This is a genomic window from Streptomyces sp. NPDC003032, from assembly GCF_053591415.1.
On record NZ_JBSFTT010000062.1, the window covers coordinates 1 to 24,320 of the forward strand.

A 24,320-nucleotide genomic window follows, 5' to 3' on the forward strand; every position below is an offset into this window, starting at 1 on the left:
CCACCAATGTCCACCTGCTCATGAGAATCAGGGACAACCTTGCCCGGATATGACACCCCTGCCCCTGCCCAGGAAGCAGCCCCCGTCAAGATCCTGAAACACGTATGTCCAGTTCGGGACCGTTGGATGGGAGGGCGTATATGGGGTTGGTGACTCGTCAAGAAGGGCTGCAGAATCCTTCGTGGGCTCCGTTGTACTCGGACTCGCTGCTGTCGAGTACCCGAAGCAGAGAACAGGCTTGTCCCGAAGAAGGCTGCTACCGACGCTGCGCACAAGCCCACTGAGGCTGGCTGAGGAGCCAGGGCGCCAATCCGCAGAAACTAGACCATGGTCAGGAGATGATCCGTGGGCCCGTAGCCGATGCTCCGCATGGGTCGCAGCACGCGGGTCGTCACCACGTGGGCGGCATTGGCTGAGGGAGGCTCGCGTGGGCTGCATGCGCACGTTCCTGCGCGGCGCCAGATCCTCAACAGTGCCTCGTCCGATAGCGGCACTTCGAGGCCCACCTCCATGAGGATCTCCCGAAAGTACGGGACCGGGCCGCCGTCGGGGGCCACTACCAAGGCGGAGAGAAGCGGACTGTCGCTTCCCGATCGGTCCTCAATCTGTGACAGGAGCTTGAGACGCATCTCCTGGGAGGTGCTCTTGCCGCCGACCAGCAGGAGCCAGTGAGTGGTGCCAGCTGCTTGTGCGACTGCGATCAGCCGCTGGCGCACATCCTGGGCTGAGGTCGGGTCCGTTAGCTGACGCCGGCCGAGGGAGGGACGGCCGACGTCTGCCGGCCGGTGGGAGCGGGCTGCTCACCGGCCGGCCGGGAGCGGCGGATCGCGAGGGCGACGCGCAGTGCGATGACCAGTACGCCGGCGCCGGCCGCGACGCACAGGGCGATGAAGGCGTCCGGCACCCATGCCATTGCCTGGCCCGCCCCCATGAACTTCATGGCCATGGCGAGGAGCGTCCCCGGCAGTGCACCAAAGAGGACCCACGCAGAGGTTCCGACGATCCGACGCCCCAGCGATACTGGGGCAGCGCGGCGCATGAGTAGCACCGAACGCGCGACGGCCACCAGCAGTAGCAGCGCCAGGGCGGTGACGCCCCACACCGTCACGTCGTACAGCAGGGTGGACGGGTCGTCGATCGGGGCTTCTCCTCCGGCGAGGATGCGGGCGGCACCAAAGCCGACCTGCATGATCGCCTTGTCCTGCAGTAGTCCGTGCAGATTCTGCTCCAGTACGAGGGCGTGACCCTGCTCGGGCAACAGGAACAGCATCCCCGCGTATCCGGGGGTGGCGCCGGTGTGCCAGATGGCCTTGCCGAGCGGGGCCTTGAGGCCGCCGATGCGCCAGCCGAACCCGTATCCGGTCTTCCCGCCGCTGGGCTGGAGCGAGCCGTCCTGGCGCATCAGGCGCACGGATCGGTGGGTGAGGACGGTCTGTCCGTCCGCTGCCCTGCCCGAGCGGAGCTGGAGGGCGGCAAAGGCGGCCAGGTCGTTCAGGTCGCCGCCGGTGTATCCATAGGCCGCGCCGTGGTCGTCCACCCTGTTGGCGATCGCGGACGGTCGGCCCCACAGGTACTGATGTCCCGGCGCGAGGTTCCGCTCGCGCGCCGAGGCACGGTCGGCGATGGCGCCCTTCATACCGGCCGGCTCGAGCACGCTGTGCCTCAGGTGGTCCGCATAGGGACGGCCGGTGACGGACTCGACGACAGCCGCCAGCAGCAGGTAATTGGCGCTGGTGTAGGCGTACTCGGCGCCAGGCGGGCCCAGCGGCCGCACATCGTCGAGGGCGCCGACGCGGTCCCTGGGGCGGGGGCAGTCGGCGTCGAGACAGTCGGCGACCTTGAAGGTGGCCGACTCGGGGAGGCCCGCGGTCTGGTTCAGGAGATGGCGGACGGTGACCTTGGAGGCGTGCGCCCGGCCGCCGAAGCGGAAGTCCGGCAGATGGCCGACGACCCGGTCGTCCAGGCCGAGCCGCCCGTCCTGGACGAGGGTCATGACGGCGCTCGCGGTGATGGGCTTGGCGACCGATCCCCACAGGAACGGTGTGTCCGCCGTGATCGGCGCGCCGCGCCCGTCCTCACCCCAAGTCCGCTGGTGTACCGGACCGTTGGCGTCGACCACGGCATAGGCCAGGCCCGGAGCACCGGTGGCCTCCATGCGGTCGCGTATGTACGCGTCGATCTCGGCGAAACGGTCGGGCGGGACCTTGTCCGACGGGCCGGCGGCCACGGCGAGTGGAGGGCACAGAAGCAGACAGATCAGCAGGGCGAATGCGGTCGAGGCTGCGTTGCGTAGGCGGTGAGGCTGCATGGGCCCTCCGGGCCGTGGCGGAAAACCATATGACTATATGGTTTGTACCGTACGCTGGTACGGTTATCAAGTGCCGAGAGTTGCCGACCACGAAGAACGCCGCCGCCAGATCGCCGATGCCGTCTGTGAGTTGATCTCCCAGAGCGGGCTGGACGCCGTCACCGTCGCCCGCACCGCCGCCACCGCCGGTATGTCGGTGGGCCTGGTGCAGCACTACTTCCGCACCAAGGACGAGATGCTGCTGCACGCCTTCCGGGAGGTCAGCGTCCGCATCCGGGCCAGGGTCGACCAGCACACCCGGGAGGGGGTCGAGCACCACCAGCCCATCGCGCGCGTGCTGGCCGGGGCGCTGGCCGAGTTCATGCCGCTCGACGAGGCGCGCCGTGCCGAGTTCCGGGTGGCCCGGGCCTTCGCCGGGCGGGCCCTGGACGCCCCCGCGCTCGCCGACGTCGACGTCGAGACCGCCCGGGCCCTGCGCGATGAGATCGCGCGGGCCGTGCACAACGGCAAGGAGTGCGGTGAGGTCGAGGACGATCTGGATCCGGCGCCCGCGGCCGTGCGCCTCGCGGCGGTCACGGAAGGGCTCGCCATGCAGGTCTACCGCGACCCCGAGGGCGTCGCCGGGGAGCCGGCGGCAGATCTCGTGGCGTCGGTCCTGGATGCCGAGCTCGCCGCCGTCTTCACCGGTGAGTGCCGACAGTACGCGAAGCGGGGCTGATGATACGCGCAAAGGGGCTGACCACAGCGCCGAGCATGGGTGCGGACGCGATTGCGCCGGTCAGGGCTTCGGTTGCGCGTTCGGGTTGACCAGTCCGGTCTCGTACGCGGTGACCACGGCCTGGACGCGATCGCGCAGGCCGAGCTTGGCGAGGATACGGCCGACGTGGGTCTTGACGGTGGTTTCGAGAGGTAGAGGCGGCCGGCGAGTTCGGCGTTGCTCAGGGCCCTGGACGAGCCGGCGCAGGACTTCGAGTTCGCGTATGTGAGGGCCGTCAAGTTGCGGTGCACTGTCGGGGCCGACTCGGTAGTGTCGGATTCCGGAGCCGTACGGGCGTAGTGCTCGACCAGGCGGCGAGTGATCACGGGGGCGAGCAGGGCGTCTCCGGTGCGGACCATCCGTACGGCTGCGAGCAGGTGCTCGGGCGTGACCTCCTCGAGCAGAAAGCCGCTGGCTCCGGCCGAGAGGGCCGCGTACACGAGATCGTCCGGATCGAACGTGGTCAGCATGATGACGCGCGGGGCGTCCGCTGCAGCGGTGAGGATGCGGCGAGTGGCTTCGAGGCCGTCGAGCTCCGGCATACGGATGTCCATCAGGACCACGTCGGGGCGGGTGCGGCGGACCGCTTCGATTGCCTGCCTGCCTGCCCGCCGTCGGCGGCCTCGGCGACCACGTCGATGCCGTCGGCCATCAGGATCATGCGGAAGCCGGTACGTACGAGCGCCTGGTCGTCGGCGACCACGACACGCAGAGGGGTGGTTACGTAGTCTCCAGGGATGCAGGGGATGGTGCCGGCTCCGGTACGTGTACCGGTCGTGCAGAGGCCGGCGGCAGGGGGATGGCCGCCTTCACTCGGTAGCCGCCGGTAAGGCGGCGGCTTGCCTGCAGTGTCCCGTCGTAGAGCGCCAGGCGTTCGCGCAGGCCGATGAGTCCGTGGCCGCTTTTGGTGGCTGCGGCGCCGGAGGGGGCACCTCCGGTGTCCGTGATCTCCAAGCGGAGGTGGTTCTCGGCGTAGGCGACGGTCACCTGGGCGCTGGCCCCGCACGCGTGCTTCACCGTGTTGGTGAGGGCTTCCTGGACGACACGGTAGGCGGCCAGGCCGATGCCGGGCGGTACATCGCGTGAGATGCCGGCGGTGGTGAGGGTCACGGGGACGCCGGTGTGGCGCATGCGGTCGACCAGGGAGTCCAGTTGGCCGAGGTCCGGCTGCGGGGCCAGGTCCGGGGTGGCCCGCTCCGAACCGTCGGCGTTCATCGCGAGCAGCCCCATCGTGTGCCGCAGCTCCGTCATAGCCGCACGGCCCGCCGCCTCCACCGACAGGAGCGCCTCGCGGGTCTGCTCCGGGGCAACATCCATGACCTTGCGGGCGGCGCCAGCCTGGATGGTCATTATGCTGACGTTGTGGGTGACGACGTCGTGCAGTTCGCGGGCGATCCGCGCCCGCTCCTGCTCGGCCGCGCGCCTCCTCGACCCCCGCTACGACGGTATGCAGGTCTCCACCGACACCGCGTCGCTCAGGACGGCGGAGCCCATGTGGCGTCTGCCGCGCACCACATCGCAAGGGCCTACGGGCGCTCGGCCTTACCGCCGAGGCCAGCGGCGGGGACGGCGAAAGCGAGATGGTCGTCACCCTCAACACCCTTTCCGCGCTGCTCACCCTGATCCTCGTCGCGGTCGCCGCGCTCGGCATGCTCAACGGCGTCGTTCTCGACACCCGTGAAGGGGTCCGCGACCTCGGCATCCACAAGGCACTCGGGATGACCCCGTACCCGCAGGTCATCGTGCACCGTCGTCTGGTTCACGGCCGTACCCGTCCGACATTGATCGAGGCGAGCGCCGGCGCCCAGCTGCTGGTGGGGGGCGCCCGTGGGCTCGGCGGCTTCGCTGGGCTTCTCCTCGGCTCGGTCAGCCAGGCAGTCCTCCACCATGCGCAGTGCCCGGTCACCGTGGTGCGAGCTGAGTGAGGCGGAGGGCGGACAGCGGGGGAGCCCCCGAGACACATCGCGTGGAGCCGCGCTCAGCCGTGCCATCGGCAACGATTGGGACGCCGGCTCCGATGCGTCCCCTGAACAGGGCAGGAGACGTGGTGGTGCCATGAACGGCTAGGGGGCAGACCTCGTGCTCATCGCCGTGCTGATCGTGTTCAACGCCCTGTTCGCCGGCAGTGAGATCGCGCTGATTTCTCTGCGGGAAAGCCGGCTGCGCCGTCTGCGGCGTCGAGGCGGGGCGAACGCAGCCCGGTTGGTGCGACTGGCGGCGGACCCGAACCGGTATCACCCTGGCTGGTTTCCTGGCCTCGGCGACGGCCGCGGTGTCGTTGGCTGGGCCACTTGTGCCGCTCCTGTCGTTCGCTGGACAGGCGGCCGACACGGTGGCTGTCGTCCTGGGGACGCTGGTGCTCACATTCGTCACCCTGGTGGTGGGTGAACTGGCGCCGAAGCGGCTGGCCATGCAGTTCACCGAGCGGTGGGCTCTGCTGGCGGCCATGCCCCTGGACGTGATGTCCGCTGTAGCCCGTCCTGCCGTTTGGACGCTTGCCGGGCGACCAACATGGTAGTCCGGCTGCTCGGCGGCAATCCCGATGTCGGCAAGCAGCCGCCTTCCCCGAAGAGCTGCGGGACATGGTGATCAGCCATCGGGGCCTGACCGCCGAACAGCGCACCATCATTCTCAGCGCACTGGAGATCCACGGCCGCTACACCACCATTGCCGGTCTTGTGCTGTACCGGCTCGGGGACATCCCCAGCACGCCAGGAGCCCGGGTCCGGTTGGCCACGTGGGGCATCGAGGTTGTGGAGATCGACCGCCATGCCATCACCGTCGTCCGACTCAGGCCACACGTCGACCTCGCTGACGACAATTCTCCGCCCGACCACGACAGCAACGGAGGCGCCACCGGCCAGGAGGACTCCGGATGACCCCGCACCGGCGCACACCGTCCCCGGGCGGAAGCCCCGGTCTCACCGCCTCGTATCGGTGCCGGGGCGGCCGGGGGAGTGGGACGCGTCGGCCGAGGTAGGCGGGGAGGTCGAGCTGTCCGGCAGGAGCACCTGGCCCTCGAAGACCTGCGGAGGTGTCTGCTGAGCCTCGGCGGTCGCCTGGTCCTCCTTCTGCATCGCCTTGGCCTCGGCCTTGAGGATGCGGGCCGACTTGCCTGCGGAGCGCGCAAGTTCGGGGAGCTTCTTGGCGCCGAGGACGAGTATGACGACGATGAGGATGATCGCGATTTCGCTCAGTCCGAACACTGCGGTCCTGTCTGCGTCTTGGTTCGGGCCGGGTGCGGCGCGAGCCTGGGGGGAATGGGGAGCGGCTACAGGTGGCGGGTGATCTCGGGCAGCAGGTCCTTGAAGGTGCGGCCGGTCGCGGGTTCACCGATGGCTGCCATCTGCCAGCCGGTGCCGGAGCGGTGGACCTTGGCCATGATCTGGGCGGTGTTGCTGCCGCCGCCGGTGAGGGTGTAGCGGGCGAGTTCCTGTCCGGTCTTCTCGTCGATGAGCCGGCAGTAGGCGTTCTGGACCTCCGCGAAGGTCTGCCCGGTGAAGGAGTTCACGGTGAAGATGATCTGGTCGACGTGCACGGGGACACGCTGGAGGTCGACGAGGATGGACTCGTCGTCGCCCTGTCCTGTTCCACCGACCAGGTTGTCGCCGCTGTGCTGGACGGAGCCGTCCTTGCTGGTGAGCTGTTGGAAGAAGACGACGTCGATGGGTTCCTGACCGGTGATGAGCACGGCGGAGGCGTCGAGGTCGATCTCGCGGTTCCCGGTCAGTTTGGCGAGGAAGCCCTTGCGCGGGGCGGACTGCCAGCCGAGTCCCATGCGTACGACACTGAGGGCGTCGCCGTCGGACTTGCTCAGGCTGATCTGCTGACCCTTGGACAGGTTCACGGATGACATGTAGGCCGCCTGGTTGGGAGGTGGTGGAAGAACGCGGAGACACGCCGCCCGCATGCGATCGGGTGGTCATGCGGGCGGCAGGGGACTAGAAGGTGTCGCTGGGCACCAGAGGCGCCATAGCCCGTGCTGTCAGACGCTGACGCCGAAGTCCGTCGCAATACCCGTCAGACCGGACGCGTAACCCTGACCCACGGCACGGAACTTCCACTCTGCGCCGTTGCGGTAGAGCTCGCCGAAGACCATCGCGGTCTCGGTGGCGGCATCCTCGGACAGGTCGTAGCGGGCGATCTCCGCGTTGTCCGCCTGGTTGACGACCCGGATGAAGGCGCCTCGGACCTGGCCGAAGCTGTGGCCGCGGCTCTCGGCGTCGTGGATGGACACGGGGAAGACGATCTTCGAGACCTCGGCGGGAACGGTCGCGAGGTTCACCTTGACGACCTCGTCGTCGCCTTCGCCCTCGCCGGTGAGGTTGTCGCCGGTGTGCTCGACCGAACCGTCCGGGCTCTTGAGGTTGTTGTAGAAGATGAAGTGCTGGCTGGAGGGGACCTTGCCGGACTCGTCCACCAGCAGGGCGGACGCGTCGAGGTCGTAGTCGGTACCGGTGGTGGTCCGCACGTCCCAGCCCAGGCCGACCAGAACGGCCGTCAGCCCGGGGGCCTCCTTGCTGAGCGAGACGTTGCCACCCTTGGCCAGGGAAACTCCCACTGCACTCCTCCTTGGTGTGTCTCCGGTCCGGACCCGCAGCGCGAGCCCGCCAAGAAACTACAGCACTGTAGAGAAAGCTGAAGTGCGACTCGGCTGACGGCCGTGTCGAATCGGCCATGTGTGGTGCCTAGGTGCGGATGCTGCCGCGCGTCAGTTGCGTGAGTTCCCGGACAGGATGGGGTAGCGATCAGCAGGACAAGTGCCCCTGTAATGGCCGACCCCATGTGGTGAGGTTCGAAGAACCGCCGCTCCACCGGCCGCTCCAGGAACCGTGCCGACGGCCAGCCCCTGGCGAAGGCCCCCCCGCGATTCCGATTACTGTCGTGCCGATGAGCCCGCCCGGATCGCGGCCGGGCAGCACGGCCTCGGCTATCGCGCCGGCCGGTAGCCCGAGAATGGTCCACCCGATGACGCCCATGGGTGTTGCCTTCCTTTCGTTCGGCCTCCCCGGTTGCGTGGGGAGGCGTGCCGGGGCGGCGTAGCTTCTACGCTCCTGCAGGAGTTGCGAACGTGGTGGAGTGTGTCGTTCTCGGCGCGGTGGAGCGGCGTCAGGGATCTATACGATGTACCGCTCGCGAAGCGCGTGGCAGTGGAAGGGAGACAGGGCATGACAGATGACCGGCAGCGTCCCCGAAGGCGGGGCCAGGGGGAGCTGGAGGGATTGGTCCTGTCGGTCCTGCGTCAGGCCGAAGGGCCGGTTGCCGCCGGCTGGGTGCGGGAGCAACTCGGCGGGGGCCTTGCCTATACGACCGTGATCACGATCCTGACCCGGCTCCTAGCCAAGGGCATGGTCACGCGCCAGCGCGTGGGCCGCTCGTTCGTGTGGACGCCGGCCTCGGACCAGGCAGGTCTTGCGGCGCGCAGGATGCGCAAGGTGCTCGACGGGGAGCGGGACAGGGAAGCGGTGCTCGCGAGTTTCGTCACCGCGCTGGACCCGGATGAGGAACGGCTGCTTCGGGACCTGCTGGGTCAGTCCGAGGCGGAGAGGGAAGACTGAAGCCTCATGGGGGTGTTCGTCTTTCTGCCGCTGTTCCTGCCGTTGACGGCATGGCCCATCGCGCGCCTGGCCGAGCAGAACCTGCATCCCCGAGCGGCCACCCGGCTGCTGACGGGGGTTGCCGCGGTCATGGCGGTCTGCAGCACAGTGTGCCTGGGGCTGCTGATGGTGGTCGGTACCGCGCAACTGCCCGGCAATCCGCTTCCGGACGGCTGGTCGGACCCGGAGGTGCGCGAAGCGGTCCCGTATGACGAGGTGGCCGGCCGGGTGGCCATCCCCGTGCTGCTGGTGGTGGCTGTGGTGTGCGGCAGGACGCTGTGGCGGCACGGCCGGGTGCGCCGCCGTGCTCACCGGGCCCTGGCCGGCCTCCCCGGTTCGCCCGTGGCGGTGCTGCCCGATGACGTGCCGTACGCGTACGCGTTGCCGGGCGGCGGCACCCAGGGCCGGGTCGTCGCCACCACAGCCATGCTGTCCTGCCTCGAATCCGCCGAGCGCCGCGCCCTGTTCGCCCACGAGCGCGCGCACCTCGCCGCTCGTCACCACCGGTTCCTGCTGGCCGTGCAGCTGGCGGCGCGCGCCAACCCGTTCCTGCGTCCGCTGCGTACGGCGGTGGTCTATACGACGGAACGCTGGGCGGACGAGGAGGCGGCCAAGGCTGTTGGCAGTCGCAGGACCGTGGCGTGCGCGATCGGCAAGGCCGCGCTGGTCTCGCGGGGTACCCGGGTCGGCACGCTGGCGGGCCTTGCCACCGCTGGGCCGGTCCCCCGCCGGGTGGCGGCCCTGCTCGGCCCGGCCCCCGCCGTGCGCAGCTGGCCCTCGGCGTTCACTGCAGTGGGGCTCGCGGCGTGGGTGGCCGCGGCGGGGACGGCTCTGTCCGCGATGTCATCCGCGAACTCCGCGGTCACGATGGTCCTCATCCTCCACGCGGCCACCCCGCTCTGAGGTGTCGCGTTCTTCCAGTGTTCTGAGCCCCTCGCCAGTCACGCTGCTGTGCTACAGCCTCTGGAGGATTAAGGCCGGTCTGTGAACCGGTCGGTGGTCGAATGCGCCGCACGCAGATCTGAAACCGCAGATGCCGCACGAAGACTGCTGGGCGTGTCGGAATAACGCGTCCCCCGGGAGGCAGCGATCGCGCGGATGCCCCTTCTCACCGATTGCCCGCCTCGCACATCTCGATACGGTTCAGGACCGTGGACTTCGAGGTGACTGCTGTCGGCAGTCTGGTAGCTCGGTGGATTAGCGCCTTGGTCACTTCGGCGGGCTCCGGGTATCCGTAGTCGGACTTCCCGCTCCGCGAGCGAGTCGGCGATCTCGTACAGGTCGCGGATGGAGCGGCCGAGCCGAGGTGTCACCTCATGTGACACCAAAATGCACACTCTGGCTGATTCATGCTTGAACTCCAGATTGCCGGCTACCGGCAGGGGTTGGCCGTGTCGGCGGACTCGCCCGGTGAGACGAGCCCTGTCTCGTAGGCGAGGACGACGGCCTGGGCCCGGTCGCGCAGGGTCAGTTTGGCGAAGATCCGAGCGACGTGGGTTTTCACTGTCGCCTCACTGAGCGTCAGTTCCCGCGCCAGTTCGGTGTTGGAAAGACCTCGGCCCATGAGCGTCAGCACCTCGCGCTCGCGCGGCGTCAATGCGGCCAGGTCCCGGTGGACGGCCGGGGTTGCGAGGCCCGAACCGGTTCTGGGGGCGCTGGGGGCGAAGCGCTCCACCAGGCGGCGGGTGATCGAGGGTGCGAGCAGGGCGTCACCGGTGTCGACCAGGCGTACGGCGGCGGCCAGATGCGCGGGGGTGACGTCCTTGAGCAGGAATCCGCTGGCTCCGGCGGCGAGAGCGGCGTAGACGTAGTGGTCGAGGTCGAAGGTGGTCAGCATGATCACCCGGCAGTCCGGGGACTGCCTGAGTATGCGGCGGGCGGCTTCCAGGCCATCCATGGCGGGCATGCGGATGTCCATCAGGACGACGTCGGGCCGCAGCCTCCGCACGGCGGCCACGGCCTCGGCTCCGTCGCCGGCTTCGCCCACCACGTCGATGCCGCGGGCGGTCAGGATCAGGCGGAAGCCGGTGCGGACCAGTTCCTGGTCGTCGGCGATCACGACGCGAGGGGCGGCGGGCTCGGTGGGCGTCATGGTCGGTCCAGCGGGATCTGGGAGCGTCGTCATGGCCGGTCCAGCGGGATCCGGGCGCGGACCCGGTAGCCGCCACCGAGGCGGCGGCGGGCATCCAAGTCGCCGCCGTAGACGGTGACCCGCTCCCGCAGGCCGAGCAGCCCGCGTCCCGTTCCCTCCGCCCGGCGTGGCACCGGCTCCTGCCGCACGGGCGGGCCGCCCGACAGGATGCTCGGTCCGCTGTTGAGCACCTCGACTCGCAGGTAGTGGTCCGCGTATCGCACCGTCACCTCGGCTTTCGCCCCGTCCCCGTGTTTGAGGGCATTGGTCAGAGCCTCCTGGATGATCCGGTAGGCGGTGACATCGATCCCGGTCGGCAGCGGGCGCGGTTCGCCCGAGACGCGCATCTCCACGGGCAGGCCGGCAAAGGCGATCCGGTCGATCAGTGGGCTGAGTCGGCTCAAGCTCGGCTGCGGTGACAGGCCCATGCCGTAGGGCTCGTCGTCGCCGTTCTGCGCGGGTGCGAGCAGGCCGAGCAGGTGCCGCAGCTCGGTCATCGTGTTCCGCCCGGCGGTCTCGACGGCGCTCATCGCCGCCGCGGCCTCCTCGGGCATCGTGGCCAGCACCTCGCGGGCGGCCCCGGCCTGGACCACCATGAGGCTCACGTTGTGGCTGACGATGTCGTGGAGCTCGGCGGCGATCCTGGCCCGCTCGGCGTCGACCGCGGTCCGCGTCGCGCTCTCGCGCTCCCGCTCCAGCAGCCAGCCGCGCTCCTCGATGGCCGCCCGGTGCAGCCGCCGCGCCCGGATCACCGCCACGCACAGACACCCGGCGGCGCCAACTGCCGCCGCCAGGGCGATGACCAGCCAGGTCGTCCCGGATCCCCACACCGGATCATCTTCGCAGCTGCACGACGCGCCCCACATCAGCCTCCGGATGCAGCTCCGTACATCCCCGGGATGACCTGCCCGGGCGGATACATCCGGGGGGCGACGCCCCCTCCGCGGCCCCGCCCTAAGTTCGAGCCATGACAACTGATCATGGCAGTGCCCGGCAAGTGGTGGTGCGGCTGGATGGCGTGCACAAGGAGTACGGCGACGCGAAGGCCCTGGACGGCCTGTCGCTGGAGATCAGGGCGGGGGACGCGGTCGCCGTGATGGGGCCCTCCGGCTGCGGCAAGTCCACCCTGCTCAACATGGTGGCCGGCCTGGACCGGCCGACCTCGGGCACAGTCCAGGTGCAGGGGCATGACCTCGGGAAACTCAATGAGACCGGCTTGGCGCTGTTCCGGCGGCGGAACGTCGGCATGATCTTCCAGTTCTTCAACCTCATCGACGATCTGCCCGCCCTGGACAATGTGGCGCTGGCCGCGCAGCTGACCGGCACCCCGGCCCGGCAGGCGCGCCGCCGCGCCCTGGAGCTCCTCGACGAACTCGGTGTCGCCGAACGCCGGAACAACTATCCGGCAACGCTCAGCGGCGGCGAGCGGCAACGGGTCGCCGTGGCGCGGGCCCTGATGAACCGTCCCGCGCTGCTGCTGGCCGACGAGCCGACCGGCGCCCTCGACAGCCGGTCGGGCGAACAGGTGATGGATCTGCTGATCGACCTCAACCAGATCGGCCAGACCCTGTTGATCGTCACCCATGACCCGCAGCTGGCCACCCGCTGCGCCAGTCGGCTGATCGAAGTCGCCGACGGCCGGGTCGGCCGCGAAAGCGCGCTGGAGGCGACCGCGTGAGCGCCGTATGGAGAGCCTCACGCGCGGCCGTGAAGCGCCGTCGGCTCCAGACCTTCGTCATCGGGCTCGTCGTGCTCTGCTCCACCACGACCGTCCTGCTCGCGCTGGGACTGCTGTCCGCCGCCTCCGGCCCCTTCGACAAGGCCTACGCCGCACAGCGCGGCGCCCATACGGTGGCGACTTTCGACACCACGAAGGTCTCGCGGGAGCAGCTGAAGCGGACCGCGGGGCGCCCCGGGGTGGAGGCCGCGGCGGGGCCGTTCGGGCAGGCCGTCGTCGACATCCCCAAGGGCTGGCTCTGGACGGCGGGCGGCACGCTCACCGTGGTGGGCCGGGCCGATCCAGCGGGCCCCGTGGACCGCATCGAGATAGTGGAAGGCCACTGGGCCACCGCGCCCGGCGAGATCGTCGTCAACTGGGCAGTCCAGGGCTCCCCCGGCCGGGAGCTGCTGGGCACCAAACTGAAGAACCCCGGGGGGCCGACGCTGACCGTGGTCGGCTTCGCCGCCAGCATGAGCAAGTCGGCGAGCGCCTGGGTCGCACCGGAGCAGATGACCGCACTGCACCCGTCCTCCGCCCAGATGCTCTACCGCTTCACGGACTCCTCGACGGAGGCCCAGCTGAGCGCCGGGCTGGCCGGGGCCACCGCGGGACTGCCCGAAGAGTCACTGACCGGCACGCAGACCTACCTTGCCCTCAAGCAGGCATTCTCCGCGCTGGCCGATTCCTATCTGCCGTTCATGACGCTCTTCGGCATCCTCGGCCTGCTGGTCTCCACCCTGATCGTCGGCAACGTAGTCAGCGGGGCGGTCGTCTCGGGGTACCGGCACATCGGAGTGCTCAAGGCCCTGGGCTTCACGCCGAACCAGGTCGTCGCCGTCTACCTGACGATGCTCTCCGTACCGGCGGTGGTGGGCTGCGTGCTGGGCACCCTGATGGGCAACGTGCTGGCCCGGCCGATCCTGAAGGTCGCGTTCGCCGGCATCGACGTGGGCCGGGCCTCGGTCGGCGACGTCAGCCCGTGGGTGTCCGTGGCCTGCCTCGTGGGCATGCCCGTCCTCGTCCTGCTGGCCGCACTGGTCCCCGCCCTGCGCGCCCACCGGCTGCCCGCCGCGACGGCGATCAGCGCAGGCGGCGCGCCGCGGACCGGGCGCGGGCTGCGCGTCCAGCGGATGCTCGGCGCCACCCGGCTGCCGCGCCCGGTCAGTCTGGGCCTGGGTCAGCCGTTCACCCGGCCCGCCCGCACGTTGCTGACCCTGGCGGCCATCGTGCTCGGAGTCACCACGGTGACTCTGTCGACCGGACTGACCAGCACCATGGTCGCGTACGGCAATGCCGAGCGGGAGGACGCAGGCGCCAGGATCCACGTAACGACCGTGGGGTCGGGCAACGACCGGACCTCGCTCCGGCTCAGTGACCTACAGATCGAGAAACGGCTGCGGTCCCTGCCGGGTGCGGAGGGGGTGCGGGCCCGCGCGCTGTCCCAGGTGAACATGACCGGGCAGACCCAGCCCGTCTTCGCCGACTTCTACCGTGGCGACGATTCCTTGTACGAGCAGACCATCGTCAAGGGCCGGGCGCCGGCTGCGGCGGGTGAGATCGTGGCCGGGCCGGCGTTCTTGACCCAGCGCGGGCTGAAGCTCGGCGACCGGGTCATGCTGGAGCTGAACGGCAGGAAGATCACCGCGACCGTCGTGGGTCAGCTCATGGAGGGCAACGCCCGGGCCTTGGAGGCTACCTGGCAGACCCTGGCCCAACTCGCACCGGACGCCCACGCCACCGAGTACACGGTGCGGCTCGCCCCCCGCGCCGACGCGCGCGCCTACGCCGAGGCGGTCGCGTCGCTCGACCCGGGCCTGCACGCGTCGGTGATGGACTCCGGCAACGCCGGCACCGCCACCGTCATCACCTTCGCGACGGTGTTCACGGTACTGCTGACGCTCGTCGCGTCACTCGGTGTCTTCAACACCGTTCTCCTGAACACCCGTGAGCGGCGCCGGGACCTGGGCATGCTCAAGTCGATCGGGATGACCCCCCGGCAGGTGGTGGTGATGACGGTGACCTCGGTCGCCGGTCTTGGCGCGGTCGGCGGGCTGCTCGGCATCCCGCTCGGAATCGTGGCGCACCGCCTCGTCGTGGACAACGTCGGAGTGGTCGACTTCCCCGCGTATATGAAGGATGTGTGGCACACGCCGCAGCTGGCCGCGATGCTCCTGGCGGGTGTGGCGATCGCAGTCCTCGGCGCCCTGATCCCGGCCCGGTCGGCGGCCCGGATGACCATCGCCTCCGTGCTGCACACCGAGTAGCTCACCCGTCAGCACCAGCCTCCGGAACCAGCCCAAGGCAGCCGACGGCACCGCCGAGGGCCAGCCGCTGGGCGGCACGGTCTCCTTCATATCCGCGCGGAACCACGCCGCCCCGTCTTCGGCAACCCCGCCCACTGGGCCGTCGGCCTCCCAGCGAAGGGGCGGGCGGCCCGGCACAGCCCGGAGCGGATCAGCGCCGCGTCCCAGGAGGCATTCCACCTGCGATTCCTCGGCCAACCCGCGGTGCCGGACGCACAGATGACAGCAGTCGGGGAGGTGTGCACTTGGCCGACGTCGTCACCGGCTCCGCCGCTACCCTCACCCCGCACGGCAGCGGATGGGAGGTGCGCCAAGGCGGCCCGCTAAAGCTGTGGGACCGCACCGACGGGATCCTGAGCGCCAACGACACCGCCGGCCGGCAAGAGACGGTCCGGCTGCATGCTTATGACAGCGGGCAGCACCTGGGTCACCCGCAGATGACCGGCCTACCACTGCCCAGACCCTGGGTCTGCATCGTCGACGCGGACTCCCTAGCACTGTAAAAGATTATCGGGGGCGGGAGGGGCTCCTCAGCCCCTCCCGCCCCCGATTCGCCCCCGGCTACTCCTCGCCTGCCTCTTCCTCGTCGCCTTCGAAAAAGTCGCCAACCTCGTCGACGACTTCGGCCGCGACCATCCCGCCGACCACCCCCACCGCGAGCCCGGCCGCGCCTGCGGCGACGACGGTGCCCATACCGGGGCCCGAGCGGTGCTGGCCCTCGTGCCCGTGGTGGTGATCCCCGTAAGCGTGGCCCGAGGTGTACGGATCGCCGTGTCCATACGAGGCGTGCGGACCGTGGGACGAGCGGTGCTCGACCAGCTGCCGGACCCAGCCGTCGACCACCGCGTTCCAGTCCGGTCGCGCCGCTTCGTCGTGGCCGACCGTGAAGCGGGTCACCGCGTCATGGCCGGAGGAGAGGAACCCGCCGCGCTTGTCGGCCTCCAGGACCACGTCCATGCCGCCGGGGCTCGCGAGGAAGGTCAACTCGATCTCGTTGACGGCGTGCGCGTACCGCGGCGACGGGGCCAGCTCGATCTCCTGGTAGAAGGGCAGCTGCTGGCTGGTGCCGCCGATGTGCCCGTACTCCAGGTCGGCGGCCCTGAAACCGAAGTCCAGCTGCCCCAGGGCCTCAAGGATCGCTTCCTGTACGGGTAGTGGGCGCACCGCGAGCGGATCCAGGTCGCCCTTGTCCTTGCCGCCCGCCACCGACAGCTCCGTGCGTACCCCGAGGACGATGCCGAGACCCTGGCCGTACAGCTCGGTGATCGGTGTCTCCCATGGCAGCGTCACGGTGAACGGGATGCTGCGCTCTTCGTCTTCCGCAAGGCGGAATCCGGCGCCTACCGTGAACCGCTCGAAGATGACCGTGCCTTCGCCCTCCCCGTCCTCGCGCTCGGCCTCGGCCCGGGCCACGAGCTCCAGGGTGATGTGCTCGATGCCGAAGCCGGTGCTGCCGCCCTTGAGATGGACCTGACCGCTGAGGTCACCGCCGGGCCGCACCGCCCCCGCGGCGAGGACCGTGTCCACCGTGGGGCCGCCCACGCCGAGCGAGCCGAGCAGCCGTTTGAACACCATTGCGGAGTGCACTCCTTCATGTGATCGCCTATCAGAAGCCTGTGTCTACAAGGCTGTAGAAGCATAGAGGTGCTCGGCCTGAGGAGGCGACGTCTGTGGCGTCTGCCTGGGAAATTGACCGGAACGGGTGCGGCCAGGGCGACCGGCTGACACTCTGGCCGCGCCCGCCCGGCCCGCGCGGTGAGTACTCCCGCTCTACCCGGGTCCCGCCCGGAGGAGACCCCGGAACTCCGCAACACCCTGGTGGTCATGCCCCAGGGCGGCACACTCGGCTTCTACAGCAACTGGTGAACCACGGGAAGGGGGCGGCCCGCCGGCCTGGGAGACCTTCCACCTCGACGAGCTCATCCCGCTCCTTGAGCGCGGATACGGCGCGAGTGTGCGCCGCGCGATCACCGGCCTGTCGATGGGCGGCGCGGGAGCCGTCTCCTACGCCGCACGCTGCCCCGGCATGTTCGCTGCGGCGGTGACCCGCCAGGCAGCGCTATGACCCCGCGGAGGCCAGCCTCAACGCCCTGAAGCGTTCCTTCGACGCTCGCCTGGCCGACCTCGGCACCCCGGCGACCAGCCACTTTCGCACGGGTACCCCTCACCCCGCGTACGGGAGAGGGAATTGCACCACTCCCTGCCTCTGCTGCTGGAGGCGCTGGCCCCCGTCCTGCCCCTGAACGCGAGGGTCGCGTCGTCGTTTGCGGTTCCTTTACAGTGTGTGTAGAGGCAATCCTGTCTCTACACACACGTTGTTTTCCGCCCGAGTGCGAGAAGGAGTCAGCGACCCGCAATGGGTGAGCCTCCCAGTACGAGCCGTGCCATTTTCCGCCCGCAGCCGGTGTGCGAGGGAACGGGGGTGGCACGGTGACCGAGGTCCTGCTGCTCCTTCTCGCTCTGCTCCTCACGCTCGCCTGTGCGCTGTTCGTGGCGGCCGAGTTCTCCCTGACCACTGTCGAGCGCGGTGACCTGGAGCGCGCCGCCGAGGCGGGGGAGCGGGGCGCCTCCGGCGCTCTGCAGGCCGTGCGGCGGCTGACCTTCCAGTTGTCCGGCGCTCAGCTCGGCATCACCGTCACCTCGCTGGTCATCGGCATGCTCGCCGAGCCTTCGCTCGCGGCCCTGCTGCGCGGCCCGCTCGCAGGGGCCGGGCTCGGCGGGGCCGCATCGCCCGTGGCGAGTGTCCTGGGAGTGATCGTCTCCACCGTGGTCCTGATGGTCGTCGGCGAGCTGGTGCCGAAGAACTGGGCGATCGCCCGGCCGCTGGCCGTCGCCAAGGTGGTGGCGGCACCGCAGCGCGGCTTCACCGCCGCCTTCGGGCCCTTCATCCGGCACCTGAACAACACCGCGAACCGCGCCGTACGCCGTTTCGGCCTGGAGCCCGCCGAGGAGCTGGCCTCCGCGCGCACCCCCGAGGAGCTCGTCGCCCTCGCCCGGCGCTCGGCCGCCGAGGGCGCCATCGAGGCCGACTCTGCCGAGCTCTTCGTCCGCACCCTGCACCTGGGCGACCTCACGGCGGAGAACGTGATGACCCCGCGCGTCGACGTCCGCGCCCTGGAGGAGCACGCCACGGCTACCGACGCCGCCAACCTCACGTACGCCACCGGTTTGTCCCGCTTCCCCGTCTACCGCGACAGCCTCGACGAGGTCATCGGCACCGTGCACATCCGCGACGTGCTTGCCCTGGAGCCGGACCGGCGCCCGCTCACCCCGGTCACGGAGCTGGCCACCGAGCCCCTCCTGGTCCCCGACAGCCTGCCCGCCGACCGGCTCCTGGAGCGGCTGCGGGCCACCCGCACCATGGCGGTGATCATCGACGAGTACGGCGGTACCGCCGGAGTGGCCACCATGGAGGACATCGTCGAGGAGGTCGTCGGCGAGGTCCGCGACGAGCACGACCCCGTTGAGCCCCCCGACCTGCTGCTGGCCACCGTGCCCCAGCGGGGTCACGCCACCTGGGAGGCGGACGGTGGCGTACGCATCGACCAGCTCGCCGACATAGGGCTGCGGGCGCCCGAGGGGCCGTACGAGACCGTGGCCGGCCTGATCGCCATGCGCTTGGCCCGTATCCCCGCCAAGGGCGACTCCGTCGACCTCGACGGCTGGCAGCTGGAGGTCCTGGACGTTGAGCACCACCGGGCCGACCGCGTGCGCATCACTGAGCCGGACACGGCGCCCGGCCCGCTGCTGGAGGAGTCCCGATGACCGCCCTGCAGCTCGTCATCGGCGCCCTGACCCTGCTGACCAACGCCTTCTTCGTCGGCGCGGAGTTCGCCCTGATCTCCGTGCGCCGCAGCCAGATCGAGCCGCGCGCCGCCGAGGGCGACCGGCGTGCTCGCATCACGCTGTGGGGCATCGAGCACATCTCCGCGATGATGGCCACCGCCCAGCTCGGCATCACCGTCTCCTCGCTGGTCCTCGGCGCGGTCGCGGAACCCGCCATCGCGCACCTCCTGGAGCCTGTCTTCGAGGCCACGCACGTGCCGCACGGACTCGTCCATCCGGTCGCGTTCGTCATCGCCCTGACCGTGGCGACGTATCTGCACATGCTGATCGGCGAGATGATCCCCAAGAACATCGCACTCGCCGCACCGGCGCGGACGGCGCTGCTGCTCGGCCCGCCGCTGGTGGCCCTCACGCGTGCTCTCAAGCCGCTCGTCTTCGGCATCAACGCCTTCGCCAACGCCCTCCTCAAGCTGCTGCGCGTCGAGCCCAGGGACGAGGTCGAGTCCGTCTTCACCGACGACCAGCTGGCCCGTATGGTGCTCGACTCCAGTGAGGCCGGGCTGCTCTCGGCGGCGGACGGGGAGCGCCTGCGTGACGCCTTGGAGCTGGGCACACGACCGGTCGGTGAGATCCTCGTCCCGGCGGCCAGGATGCGCACCGTCGAGCACACGGTCACCCCGGCACAGCTGGAGCGGACGGCAGCCGAGGCGGGCTTCTCGCGCTTCCCGGTCACCGGCCCGCAGGGCACGCTGCTGGGCTATCTGCACATCAAGGACACCCTCGGCATCGCGGACCGGGACCAACCCTTCCCGAGGACGGCGTTGCATCCCGTCACCCGGGTCCGCATCGACACCCCGCTCGACGACACCCTCACCGCGCTGCGGGCCACGGGCAGCCACCTGGCCGCAGTGAGCGGAGAGAAGGGCGCGGTGCTCGGCTTCGTGACCATGGAGGACGTGCTGTCGGAACTGGTCGGCCCCGCCCCGGCCGCTGCGTGATGGTCGGGCCGCCTGACCGCCGAGCCGTCCTGTGCGCGCTCCCTTACAGGGCGGCCCGGCATGGGCAGGCTCACAACCAGCGGGGTTTTACAGGTCTGTAGATGCGTGGCTAGGGTGCGGGGAATGTTCTGCGACGGCGCGGTACCCGCATTTGCCGTAAGACGTGATTGCGCAGGTTGGGGTTTACCGCGGGAGGCATCTTGAGTGACACGCTGCGGTCCACGAGCCCTCCCGCGATGCCGCTGCCCCCGCAGCGGCCTATTACCGTCCTCGAGAAGGCTTCTGACGGCGGGGCGGTGCCGGGCGGGGAAGCAGCGTGGGCAGGGAAGCCGGCCAAGAAGCGGGACGCGTTCTTCGACAACGCCAAGTACCTGGCGATCGTCCTGGTGGCGATGGGCCACGCCTGGGAGCCGCTGCGCGGCGACAGCCGGGCGGCGGCCGCGCTCTACATCACGGTCTACACCTTCCACATGCCGGCGTTCATCGTCATCTCCGGCTATTTCTCGCGCAGCTTCGACACGAGCTCACACCGCCTCAAACGCCTGGTCACCGGCATCGCGGTCCCCTACGTCCTCTTCGAAGTCGCGTACACCTTCTTCAAACGCTGGGCCGATGACGACCCGACGTACCCGATCAGCCTGCTCGACCCCTGGTACCTCACCTGGTTTCTGGGAGCGTTGTTCATCTGGCGGCTGACCACCCCGCTGTGGAAGCTCGTGCGCCGGCCGCTGCCGATCGCGCTGGCCATCGCTGTCCTGGCGTCCGTGTCGCCGGACATCGGCGACGACCTCGATCTGCAGCGGGTGCTGCAGTTCCTGCCCTTCTTCGTCCTCGGCCTCGTCCTGAAGCCGGAACACTTCCAGCTGGTGCGCCGCAAGGAAGCCCGGATCCTGGCCCTGCCGGTCTTCGCGATGGCGCTGCTGTTCGCCTATTGGGCGGCTGAGCGGATGAACGCGGCCTGGTTCTACCGCCGCGACAGCGCCCAGGAGCTGGCCGTGCCCGGCTGGTCCGGCGGCGTGATGACGCTGGCGATGTTCGGCTGCTCGGCGATCCTCGTCGCCTGCTTCTTCGCCTGGGTCCCCGGCCGCAAGCTGTGGTTCACCGCACTGGGCGCCGGCACGCTCTACGGCTATCTGCTGCACGGCTTCCTCGCCAAGGGCTCGCGCTTCTGGGACTGGTACGACTATCAGTGGCTGCACCAGCCGCTGGGCGAGATCGCGGTGACCCTCGTCGCCGGAACGGTGATCACGCTCCTGTGCACGCCACCGGTTCAGCGCATGTTCCGCTTCGCGATGGAGCCGAAGATGGAGTGGGCCTTCAGACGGGACGCGGCCGCCCTCGCCAAGACCGAGCGTGCCAACGTCCGCAGGCAGGATGGGAGAGCTGAGTGAGTCTCCCGGCTCGGCCGCCCGCCATCCACTTTGAGCGTGTCGTCGAGGCGTTGCCCGCGGGCCGCCAGGCCGTCACGATGCTGGATCTCCGCAACCGACAGGTCGGCAGCCTCGAGTTCCAGGTCTGTCATCGGTGCCGGATCGGGTACATCGGAAACATCGCTGTCGCCGGCCATTGGCAGGGCCAGGGGCTTGGCCGTCACGCCCTGCACACGGCCATGGTCCCGTGCTCGGGCTACACATGGTCCACGTCGCGGCAGTCATCCGAGGGACGGCGATTCTTCGCCACAATGGCGGATGAGCTAGAGGTCGCGTTCCCGCCCAGCGGCCTGCGATGCGCCCATATAGAGCCCTGATCGCCTTGCGAACGCTGGTGTCGCACGGAGTGGCATGGGGTTCGCGGGCGTGTGGGAGAGATCTGGGAACCCGGTCACGGCCGTGACCGTTGTCCTGAAACATGCTGAATGAGGAGTAGCGCCTTGTCCGCCAGACCGACGGACCCACCGGGGCACAGTCCCCGGCCATCCCGCCAGACTTTGAACAGTCTGGCTGATCGCGGCACGCGGCGGGGTGCCCCCTCCCGGTCGACGCGCCGATGAGCGCCGCACTGGGTCTGCTGGCCGTCTTCGTCCTGACCGCCGGCACTGGCTATTTCGTCGCCCAGGAGTTCGCCTACGTCTCCGCGGACCGCCTCGCCTTGGCCCGCGAGGCCGAAGCGGGTGACAGACGTGCCGCGCGCGCCTTGAAGGTTCTCGGCCGGCTGTCCTTCATGCTGTCGGGCGCACAGCTCGGCATCACCGTCACCGGCCTGGTCGTCGGCTTCATCGCCGAGCCGTCCGTGTCCGCTCTGCTCAGGCCCGTGCTGAACGGGATCGGCATCCCCGACGGCGCCGTCAGCGGCATCTCCGTCGTCCTGGCCTTCGTGCTGGCCACCGTCGTACAGATGGTGCTGGGCGAGCTGGCACCGAAGAACCTCGCGCTCGCCGTGCCCGAGCGGCTCGCCAAGTCACTGGCAGGGTCCACCCTCGCGTACCTGAAGATCGTCGGGCCCATCGTGCGGATCTTCGACAGTGCCGCCAACCGGCTGCTGCGCCGCGTCGGGATCGAGCCCGTCGAGGAGCTGCACCACGGCGCGACCCTGGAGGAGCTGGGCCACCTCATCGGTGAGTCCCACGAGCAGGGCGAGCTGCCCAAGGACACCGCCGCGCTCCTCGATCACGCCCTGGAATTCTCCGAGCGCACGCTGGACGAAGTGATGGTCCCGCGCGCCGACGCCGTCTTCGTGCGCAAGGACGCGAGCGCGGCCGACGCGGTCGAACTGATCGCCAAGCACGGCCACTCCAACTACCCCGTCCTCGGCGACCACCCCGACGACATCGCCGGCGTGCTGAGCGTCCGCGAGCTGATGCGGCTGCCCGCAGACAGCCTGGCATCCGCGACGGCGGGTGTGGTCGCCCGGCGGCCGCTGCTGCTGCCCGACACCCTTGAACTGCCGGACGCGGTCGCACGGATGCGCGAGCGGGACGATGAGTTCGCCGTCGTGCTGGATGAGCACGGTGGCGTGGCGGGCATCGTCACGTATGAGGACATCGCCGAGGAACTGGTCGGCGACATCGCCGACGAGAGCGACACCGTCGTCGAACTCGCCGCCCCCGACGGCAGCGGCTGGCTGGTGGACGCCGGCCGGCGCCTGGACGAGATCGCCGAAGCCACCGGCATCGAGCTGCCCGAGGAGGATGACTACGACACCGTCTCCGGGCTCATCGTCGACCGGCTCGGCCGCTTCCCCGCCATCGGCGACCGCGTCACCGTCCAGCTGCCCGACGAGGGCCGCGTGGTCATCGACGTACGCACGCTGGACCGCCACGTCGCCGAGCGCGTCCGCCTGGAGCGCCTACCCGGCCTTGAGATCCCGCACGAGGAGCCCCGCTCATGAGTTTCCCGATGGCGCTCTTCGTCACCGTCCTGCTGCTGGTGGGCAGCGGCTTCTTCGTGGCCGCCGAGTTCGCCCTTGTCGCGGCCAAGCGGCACCGCATGGAGAAGGCGGCCGGGGAAAAGCAGCGCGGTGCCAAAGCCGCACTCGCCGGAATGCGCGAACTGTCCCTGATGCTCGCGGGCGCGCAACTCGGCATCACCGTCTGCACCCTGGGGCTCGGCTCGATCTCCAAGCCCGCGATCTCCCACGAACTCGATCCGGTACTGCACACGTTGGGGCTGCCCAGCGGGCTCAGCTACGGCATGTCCTTCGCCTTCGCGATGATCGTGGTGGTGTTCCTGCACATGGTGCTCGGCGAGATGGCCCCCAAGTCCTGGGCGATCGCCCACCCTGAGCGCTCGGCGATGCTGCTCGCACCGCCCTTCCGCGCGGTGGTGAAGGTCGTACGTCCCCTCATCTGGCTACTCAACAAGGTCAGCAACGCACTGGTGCGCATCTGCCGGGTCACCCCGCGCGACGAACTCACCTCGGTCCACAATCGTGAGCAACTGACCCACCTCGTCGAGGAATCTGAGCGCCTCGGCCTCATCAGCGAGACCGACTCCGAGCTGATCACCAATTCCCTCACCGAGCCGCACACGCCGGTTGTCGAGCTACAGACGCCCGCCGCTCAGATCACCTCGGTTCCGGCGCAGGCAGGTGTCGACGAAATCCTCGCCACGGCTGCCGCACACAACCGCAGCCGCCTGCTGGTGCTCGACGGCCCTCTGGTCGTCGGCTCCGTCCACGCGCGCGACGTGCTAATCGCCCGCGCCCGGGGCCAGGCGGTCTCCGCCAAGGAACTCGCTCGCCCTGTGCCGGAACTGGACAGCCAGGACACCGTCGGCCAGGTCATCGAGCAACTGCGCGAGCACCGCGCCTCCCTCGCCGTCGTCAGCGACGACGCCGGGCGGCTCACCGGCATGATCTCCCTCGATGACCTGCTGGCCCGACTGATGCATCCGCAGGCGGCGTAAGGGATGTGACAAGCGCCCCCGACTGGTGGCCTGGGCGAGCATTTTCTTGATCGCGGCCAGACGAACGGTGGTGCGGCGGACCGGCTTCATCGCATCGTGTTCACCCGTCTGCGGGTCGACCCGCGCACTCAGGACTACTACGAGCGCCGAATCAAGGAGGGCAAGACCCGACGCGAAAGCCTCCGGTGCCTCAAACGCTACGCTGCCCGGGCGGTCTTCCACCTGGTCAGATAGCTACAGCCGGGACCCCGCTCATAGGGGGCTGTTGTGACTGATACCACATGGTTCATGTGGGACGACCTGCTGAACGGGGCACTCGGGGCGATCGTCCTTGTCGACACACGACGCCTGGAGCGCAGTTTCCCGGCCGTCGACTT

At 69.6% G+C, this 24,320-nt stretch carries 20 protein-coding genes and 6 pseudogenes; 16 read left to right on the plus strand and 10 right to left on the minus strand.

From position 1 onward, the window contains the following. Positions 1–739: 739 nt before the first annotated feature. Positions 740–2,308, minus strand: coding sequence for a serine hydrolase domain-containing protein (locus ACWDZ7_RS40035; protein ID WP_451803689.1), 1,569 nt, complete (start codon positions 2,306–2,308; stop codon positions 740–742). A 70-nt stretch (positions 2,309–2,378) separates the two neighbouring features. Between ACWDZ7_RS40035 and ACWDZ7_RS40040 the strand changes: the two genes are divergently transcribed. Further along, entirely contained in the window at positions 2,379–3,026 is a 648-nt protein-coding gene (locus ACWDZ7_RS40040) for a TetR/AcrR family transcriptional regulator (RefSeq protein ID WP_451803690.1), read from the plus strand. Positions 3,027–3,086: 60 nt separating this feature from the next. Here the strand turns inward: ACWDZ7_RS40040 and ACWDZ7_RS40045 are convergent. Continuing rightward, positions 3,087–3,726: pseudogene (locus ACWDZ7_RS40045) on the minus strand (response regulator). 59 nt (positions 3,727–3,785) lie between these two features. Next, positions 3,786–4,490, minus strand: a pseudogene (locus ACWDZ7_RS40050) (sensor histidine kinase); the annotation flags it as partial. 302 nt (positions 4,491–4,792) lie between these two features. On the opposite strand from ACWDZ7_RS40050, the pseudogene ACWDZ7_RS40055 reads away from it, so the two are divergent. From ACWDZ7_RS40055 to ACWDZ7_RS40065, 3 genes and pseudogenes are all read left to right on the plus strand, one after another. Beyond that, positions 4,793–4,990, plus strand: a pseudogene (locus ACWDZ7_RS40055) (universal stress protein); the annotation flags it as partial. Positions 4,991–5,156: 166 nt separating this feature from the next. After that, positions 5,157–5,583, plus strand: a pseudogene (locus tag ACWDZ7_RS40060) (CNNM domain-containing protein). Between the two features lie 64 nt (positions 5,584–5,647). After that, a complete protein-coding gene (locus ACWDZ7_RS40065) occupies positions 5,648–5,944 on the plus strand; it encodes a transporter associated domain-containing protein (RefSeq protein ID WP_451803691.1) in 297 nt (98 codons plus the stop codon). A gap of 42 nt (positions 5,945–5,986) precedes the next feature. Here the strand turns inward: ACWDZ7_RS40065 and tatA are convergent, their stop codons facing one another. From tatA to ACWDZ7_RS40085, 4 genes and pseudogenes are all read right to left on the minus strand, one after another. Beyond that, positions 5,987–6,271: a Sec-independent protein translocase subunit TatA gene (gene tatA / locus ACWDZ7_RS40070; RefSeq protein ID WP_451803692.1), complete on the minus strand. Its 285-nt coding sequence runs from the start codon at positions 6,269–6,271 to the stop codon at positions 5,987–5,989. A 65-nt stretch (positions 6,272–6,336) separates the two neighbouring features. Next, entirely contained in the window at positions 6,337–6,921 is a 585-nt protein-coding gene (locus ACWDZ7_RS40075) for a TerD family protein (RefSeq protein WP_451803693.1), read from the minus strand. Positions 6,922–7,050: 129 nt separating this feature from the next. Beyond that, on the minus strand, positions 7,051–7,626 hold the full coding sequence (locus tag ACWDZ7_RS40080; protein ID WP_451803694.1) for a TerD family protein: 576 nt from the start codon (positions 7,624–7,626) through the stop codon (positions 7,051–7,053). Positions 7,627–7,776: 150 nt separating this feature from the next. Continuing rightward, positions 7,777–8,044, minus strand: a pseudogene (locus tag ACWDZ7_RS40085) (GlsB/YeaQ/YmgE family stress response membrane protein). Positions 8,045–8,233: 189 nt separating this feature from the next. Between ACWDZ7_RS40085 and ACWDZ7_RS40090 the strand changes: the two are divergent. Both ACWDZ7_RS40090 and ACWDZ7_RS40095 read left to right on the plus strand, forming a co-directional pair. Beyond that, on the plus strand, positions 8,234–8,623 hold the full coding sequence (locus tag ACWDZ7_RS40090; RefSeq protein WP_451803695.1) for a BlaI/MecI/CopY family transcriptional regulator: 390 nt from the start codon (positions 8,234–8,236) through the stop codon (positions 8,621–8,623). A gap of 6 nt (positions 8,624–8,629) precedes the next feature. Beyond that, positions 8,630–9,565, plus strand: coding sequence for a M56 family metallopeptidase (locus ACWDZ7_RS40095; RefSeq protein ID WP_451803696.1), 936 nt, complete (start codon positions 8,630–8,632; stop codon positions 9,563–9,565). Between the two features lie 469 nt (positions 9,566–10,034). On the opposite strand, the gene ACWDZ7_RS40100 is transcribed toward ACWDZ7_RS40095, so the two are convergent. Next, positions 10,035–10,754 carry a response regulator gene (locus ACWDZ7_RS40100; RefSeq protein ID WP_451803697.1) on the minus strand — a complete coding sequence of 240 codons (720 nt, stop codon included), beginning with the start codon at positions 10,752–10,754 and terminating at the stop codon, positions 10,035–10,037. A gap of 29 nt (positions 10,755–10,783) precedes the next feature. Next, entirely contained in the window at positions 10,784–11,623 is an 840-nt protein-coding gene (locus tag ACWDZ7_RS40105; RefSeq protein WP_451803698.1) for a sensor histidine kinase, read from the minus strand. Positions 11,624–11,760: 137 nt separating this feature from the next. Here ACWDZ7_RS40105 and ACWDZ7_RS40110 point away from each other — a divergent pair, with 137 nt between their 5' ends. The 3 genes from ACWDZ7_RS40110 (at position 11,761) to ACWDZ7_RS40120 (ending at position 15,319) form a co-directional block, all read left to right on the plus strand. Next, entirely contained in the window at positions 11,761–12,471 is a 711-nt protein-coding gene (locus ACWDZ7_RS40110; protein WP_451803699.1) for an ABC transporter ATP-binding protein, read from the plus strand. Next, positions 12,468–14,777 (plus strand): FtsX-like permease family protein, encoded by a 2,310-nt coding sequence (locus ACWDZ7_RS40115; RefSeq protein ID WP_451803700.1) that lies wholly within the window; start codon positions 12,468–12,470, stop codon positions 14,775–14,777. Before ACWDZ7_RS40110 ends, ACWDZ7_RS40115 begins: the two co-directional genes overlap by 4 nt. Before the next feature lie 284 nt (positions 14,778–15,061). After that, positions 15,062–15,319 carry a hypothetical protein gene (locus ACWDZ7_RS40120; RefSeq protein WP_451803701.1) on the plus strand — a complete coding sequence of 86 codons (258 nt, stop codon included), beginning with the start codon at positions 15,062–15,064 and terminating at the stop codon, positions 15,317–15,319. A 58-nt stretch (positions 15,320–15,377) separates the two neighbouring features. On the opposite strand, the gene ACWDZ7_RS40125 is transcribed toward ACWDZ7_RS40120, so the two are convergent. Then, entirely contained in the window at positions 15,378–16,391 is a 1,014-nt protein-coding gene (locus ACWDZ7_RS40125; RefSeq protein ID WP_451803702.1) for a sporulation protein, read from the minus strand. A 346-nt stretch (positions 16,392–16,737) separates the two neighbouring features. Here ACWDZ7_RS40125 and ACWDZ7_RS40130 point away from each other — a divergent pair, with 346 nt between their 5' ends. From ACWDZ7_RS40130 to ACWDZ7_RS40160, 7 genes and pseudogenes are all read left to right on the plus strand, one after another. Next, positions 16,738–16,881, plus strand: a complete 144-nt coding sequence (locus ACWDZ7_RS40130; protein ID WP_451803707.1) for an alpha/beta hydrolase-fold protein — start codon at positions 16,738–16,740, stop codon at positions 16,879–16,881. 365 nt (positions 16,882–17,246) lie between these two features. Then, complete coding sequence (locus tag ACWDZ7_RS40135) at positions 17,247–18,581, plus strand: hemolysin family protein (protein WP_451803703.1); 1,335 nt, start codon at positions 17,247–17,249, stop codon at positions 18,579–18,581. Beyond that, a complete protein-coding gene (locus ACWDZ7_RS40140) occupies positions 18,578–19,600 on the plus strand; it encodes a hemolysin family protein (RefSeq protein ID WP_451803704.1) in 1,023 nt (340 codons plus the stop codon). The genes ACWDZ7_RS40135 and ACWDZ7_RS40140 overlap by 4 nt, the downstream gene beginning before the upstream one ends. Before the next feature lie 236 nt (positions 19,601–19,836). After that, positions 19,837–20,991, plus strand: coding sequence for an acyltransferase family protein (locus ACWDZ7_RS40145; RefSeq protein WP_451803708.1), 1,155 nt, complete (start codon positions 19,837–19,839; stop codon positions 20,989–20,991). Positions 20,992–21,586: 595 nt separating this feature from the next. Continuing rightward, complete coding sequence (locus ACWDZ7_RS40150) at positions 21,587–22,927, plus strand: hemolysin family protein (protein ID WP_451803705.1); 1,341 nt, start codon at positions 21,587–21,589, stop codon at positions 22,925–22,927. Beyond that, the gene (locus ACWDZ7_RS40155; protein WP_451803706.1) at positions 22,924–23,943 is read left to right on the plus strand and encodes a hemolysin family protein; all 1,020 of its coding nucleotides are present in this window, start codon (positions 22,924–22,926) and stop codon (positions 23,941–23,943) included. Before ACWDZ7_RS40150 ends, ACWDZ7_RS40155 begins: the two co-directional genes overlap by 4 nt. 273 nt (positions 23,944–24,216) lie before the next feature. Next, positions 24,217–24,320, plus strand: a pseudogene (locus ACWDZ7_RS40160) (ATP-binding protein); the annotation flags it as partial.